The following is a 4,251-nucleotide window of genomic DNA, read 5'->3' as shown; positions in this document are numbered from 1 at the left end:
CTACCCGACGGGGGCCCAGCAACCTCGCGCGAGGTTGCTGGGCCCCCGTCAGGTAGTAATAAGGGCTATTCGGGCGGTAATACGTGAATGCCGTCGGGACCGTCGGCTGTGCGGCGGTTACCTTGGGCCAAATAGATGCTGACTGACCACGGTGATTCGGAATCGAATGCGCCGAGGTGCCAGTCACCGTAGCGGTGCTCAAGTCTCAGTGACGTTCCGGCCGCGCAGTGATCGAGATCGACAGGACCGCCTCGTCGATGGGTCGTTGTCCCGACAACGAGGTGACCGCCTGGCGCCAGCAGCTCATCTGCGGCGGCGAATGCCCTTGAGAGCTCCGCCCGGGTCAGAAAAGCCGGCACGTTACCTGACATGAGAATGAGATCGAAGTTCTTCGGTAGCCGATGATCTGTCATCGTTCCAGGTGACAGGTCTGTCGCTGACAGCTGCCGGAACCAAGCAGCGTCGAATAGGTCAGTCGCTACCTGCAGGACCTCAGGCGTCGGGTCGATGCCGAATGTCCGGTGCCCGGCCGTGCGCAGTGCCGCGACTGCACTGCCGATCCCGCAGCCGATATCAAGGATGCTCGCCCCGCGGGGCGCGAGCATATCGATGAACCGGGCGTCGACATCGAGGTCGACACCTGTTTGAGCCAACCGCCGCATTTTTGCGGCGTAGTCCGAAAGGTCGGGCGAACGCACCATCTCCACAGTCTCTCACTCGTTTCCGCGCTGACTTCGCGCTCCTCGAACTACCTGACGGCCCAGCAACCTCGCGCCGGGTTGCTGGGCCGCCGTCAGGTAGTAATAGGGGAGGGGAAGAGCTCGCGGATGATGTCGAGTACCCTCGCCAGCGCCTCGGAGGGATTGTTCCGGCGCCAGCCGAGGGCGAGAGTGAAGGAATCCCCGCCTTCGTCGAGGCGGACATAGCGCACTCCGTCGATGCGGATGTGATCCGAGGACTCGACGACGACGGCCATCCCGACCTGCGCGCCGACGAGAGCCAGAAGACTGTAGGGATCCGGTGCTTCCTGGACGACCTGAGGCAGGAACCCGGCGTCATCGGCCAGCCGCATCATCACCTCTCTGACCTGAGACCCGTGCGATGGGGCATAGGAGATGAACGGCTGACCGGCGAGCTCACCCATGCTCACCGACTCACGCTCGGCCAACTCGTGTGCTGAGGGCATGGCGATCATCACGCTCTCCTGCCGGATGATGTGGACCTCGACACCGGCCGGCACCGGCGGACTGATGATCGCGAGATCGGTCTCCCCGTCGCGCAGCGCGATCGCGGCTTCCCCGCAGTACATCTGCGGCTGCAGGTCGAGGCTGATGCCCGGGTGCCGCTCACCGACCTCGCGGGCCAGTCTGGAGAGGATGGAGTAGCCGCTCGTGCCGCCGAATCCGATGCGGACCCGGCCCGCCAGACCCTGTTGAGCTGCCCGGGCGATGCGCCGGGCACCGTCCACCTGAGTCCCGATCGCAGCGGCGGGTCCGAGCAGCGCCTCACCCGCCGGCGTCAGTCGGACCCGCCGCGTCGTCCGCTCGAACAGATCGACGTCGAGGTCCTTCTCGAGCGCACGGATCATCTGGCTGAGCGCGGGCTGCGCGATGTGCAGGCGCTCCGCGGCCCGCCCGAAATGCAGCTCCTCGGCGACGGCGAGGAACGCTGTGACCTGCCTGAACTCCATGACCTACCCCACCGCCCAGATTGATAAAAATTTGCAAATAATCACTTTGATATTACCTCTTGGACTCTGAGTAATTCCGATGGCACTGTTGAAGACGAACTCAAACCCATAGGAGACACCCATGACCACGGACACCGCAGACACCACCGCCGACCCTTCCGACCTCCTCGACCTCGCCGGACTCCTCACCGACGACGAGCTGGCGCTGCGCGAAAAGGTTCGGACCTTCGTCGACGACCGCATCCGCCCGAACATCGCCGACTGGTACGAAAGCGCAACCTTCCCGACCGAGATCGTGGCTGAGATGGGCGAACTCGGACTCCTCGGCATGCACCTGCAGGGCTACGGGTGCCCTGGACGCTCCGCCGTCGAATACGGTCTCGCCGCCCTCGAACTCGAAGCCGCCGACTCCGGACTGCGCACCTTCGTCTCCGTCCAGGGATCGCTGGCGATGTCGGCCATCCACAAATTCGGATCCGAAGAGCAGAAGAACCGCTACCTGCCCGGAATGGCCAAAGGCGAGATCATCGGCTGCTTCGGACTGACCGAACCCACCGCCGGATCCGACCCCGCATCCATGGCCACCACCGCCGCTCGCAACGCCGACGGATCCTGGACTCTCAACGGCGCCAAGCGCTGGATCGGCCTGGCCTCGATCGCCGACATCGCCGTCATCTGGGCCGCCACCGACGACGGCATCCGCGGCTTCCTCGTGCCCACCGACACCCCCGGATTCACCGCCACCCCGATCCCGCAGAAGCTGTCGATGCGGGCGTCCATCCAGTGCGATATCGACCTTGAGGACGTGAAATTGCCCGCCGAGGCGGTCCTGCCCGAGGTCACGGGACTGAAGGGGCCGTTCTCCTGCCTCAATGAGGCCCGGTACGGAATCATGTGGGGCGCCATGGGGGCCGCCCGCGACTCCTTCGACGTCGCCCTCGACTACGCACAGAATCGCCTCCAGTTCGACAAGCCGCTCACCGCCTACCAGCTCACTCAGGAGAAGCTGGTGAATATGGCCCTCGAGATCCAGAAGGGCACTCTCCTGGCGATCCAGACCGGACGACTCAAGGACGCCGGGACCCTCGATCCCGTGCAGATCTCCGTCGGCAAGCTGAACAACTGCCGCGAAGCCATCGCCATCTGCAGGGAGGCCCGGACGATGCTCGGCGGCAACGGCATCACCCTCGAATACTCACCGCTGCGGCACGCGAACAACCTCGAGTCGGTGCGCACCTACGAAGGCACCGACGAGGTCCACACCCTCATCCTCGGCCGCCACATCACCGGCCAGCAGGCCTTCCGCTGAGCTGATCCGAGCCGCGGTCGGCCGGTACCCCAGGTCACCTGCTGAGCCGCGCCCCGCTGACCCACACCTCGGCGGGGGTGCGCAGACCGTCCAGGTCAGCCAGCGGATCGGTCGCGAGAACCAGCAGATCCGCACGGCCGCCTTCGACGATCCGCCCCCGGTCACTCAGCTCGAGCGCATCGGCTGCGACCGAGGTGGCCGACCGGATTGCCTCGGCGGCAGTCATCCCGGCTTCGAGGAGATAGCCGAGCCCATCGTGCAGCGACGCCCCGTGGGGCACGGGCGCGAACGGCGTCTCTTTCGCATCGGTGCCCGCAATGATCCGCACCCCCGCTGCTTGCAGGGCGCGCACATTCGACAGGGCGAGAGCGAACGCGGAATCGGCATGCTCGCCGAGGCGGGCGTCGGCAATCGCACGCATCATCACCAAGGTGGGGGAGACGATGGTGCCCGTCTCGACGATCCGAGAGATCGTCGCCTCGCTCAGCCGAAAGGGACATGCGTGAGCACATCGACACCGGCTTCGAGGCCGCGATCGAACGCCCCGGGAGTGACCGCATGGGCGACGGTGAGCAGCGCCGGTCGTGGGCTCCGTCGACGAGCGCCCGCAGCGTCGGACTACCGAGGGCAGACACCTCAGTGGCGTCGTCGCCGTCGATGATGTGCACGTTGCGCAGAATCGTCACGGCTTCCTCCTCGTCATCGTAAGCATCGGCAGTCCTCACAATTCCGGGAACGTCACCCCGGTCAGCTCTTCGGAGACCGCCCACAGTCGGCGAGCCACCTCGGTGTCGGTGGACTTCGCCGAACGGGATGCGAATCCCGGCTTTCCGCGGATCTCGAACGGACCGTTCGGGCCGACGTAGCTGCCACCGGGCAGGTCGGCGACGGCGGCACAGAGGATCGGCCGTGCCCCGTTCTGCTCGCTCTGCGCGACCACTCGGGTGAACGCACGGCTGGCTCGCGCGTCCAAAGAGTTGTCGTCGCTGGAGCCGAAGAGGTTCGTCGCCGCCATCCCAGGATGGGCGGCCGTCGCGATCACCGAGGATGACCGTTCGGTCAGTCGGCGCTGGAGTTCAGCGGTGAAGAGCAGGTTCGCCAGCTTCGACTGACCATAGGCGGCCATCGGCCGATATGATCGGCCGGTCCACTGGAGGTCGTCGAATTCGATCGTGCCGAACCGGTGGGCGATAGAGGCGACGGTGACGATGCGCTCGCGCACCTGCGGGAGCAGCAGATTCGTCAGGGCGAA

4 protein-coding genes and 1 pseudogene are annotated in these 4,251 nt (G+C 65.7%); 1 reads left to right on the top strand and 4 read right to left on the bottom strand.

Going from position 1 to position 4,251, the window contains the following annotated elements:
* Positions 1–65: 65 nt before the first annotated feature.
* Both ACTIIH_RS15970 and ACTIIH_RS15965 read right to left on the bottom strand, forming a co-directional pair.
* On the bottom strand, positions 66–701 hold the full coding sequence (locus ACTIIH_RS15970) for a class I SAM-dependent methyltransferase (RefSeq protein ID WP_441452811.1): 636 nt from the start codon (positions 699–701) through the stop codon (positions 66–68).
* Between the two features lie 92 nt (positions 702–793).
* On the bottom strand, positions 794–1,690 hold the full coding sequence (locus tag ACTIIH_RS15965) for a LysR family transcriptional regulator (RefSeq protein WP_441452810.1): 897 nt from the start codon (positions 1,688–1,690) through the stop codon (positions 794–796).
* A 121-nt stretch (positions 1,691–1,811) separates the two neighbouring features.
* Between ACTIIH_RS15965 and ACTIIH_RS15960 the strand changes: the two genes are divergently transcribed.
* Positions 1,812–2,999 carry an acyl-CoA dehydrogenase family protein gene (locus ACTIIH_RS15960; protein WP_441092340.1) on the top strand — a complete coding sequence of 396 codons (1,188 nt, stop codon included), beginning with the start codon at positions 1,812–1,814 and terminating at the stop codon, positions 2,997–2,999.
* Positions 3,000–3,033: 34 nt separating this feature from the next.
* On the opposite strand, the gene ACTIIH_RS15955 is transcribed toward ACTIIH_RS15960, so the two are convergent.
* Positions 3,034–3,630: an amidohydrolase family protein gene (locus ACTIIH_RS15955; protein ID WP_441452812.1), complete on the bottom strand. Its 597-nt coding sequence runs from the start codon at positions 3,628–3,630 to the stop codon at positions 3,034–3,036.
* A 90-nt stretch (positions 3,631–3,720) separates the two neighbouring features.
* Positions 3,721–4,251 (bottom strand): annotated as a pseudogene (locus tag ACTIIH_RS15950) (oxidoreductase); the annotation flags it as partial.

It is taken from the genome of Brevibacterium sp., from assembly GCF_052105255.1.
GTDB lineage: Bacteria > Actinomycetota > Actinomycetes > Actinomycetales > Brevibacteriaceae > Brevibacterium > Brevibacterium linens_B.
The sequence above is the reverse complement of the archived record's forward strand: the minus strand, read 5'-3'. Positions and strand labels throughout refer to the sequence as shown.

What these genes read in the sequence shown, in the direction of transcription:
- ACTIIH_RS15970 (WP_441452811.1), bottom strand. Translation starts at nt 701, where the DNA reads ATGGTGCGTTCGCCCGACCTTTCGGACTACGCCGCAAAAATGCGGCGG.
- ACTIIH_RS15965 (WP_441452810.1), bottom strand. Translation starts at nt 1,690, where the DNA reads ATGGAGTTCAGGCAGGTCACAGCGTTCCTCGCCGTCGCCGAGGAGCTG.
- ACTIIH_RS15960 (WP_441092340.1), top strand. Translation starts at nt 1,812, where the DNA reads ATGACCACGGACACCGCAGACACCACCGCCGACCCTTCCGACCTCCTC.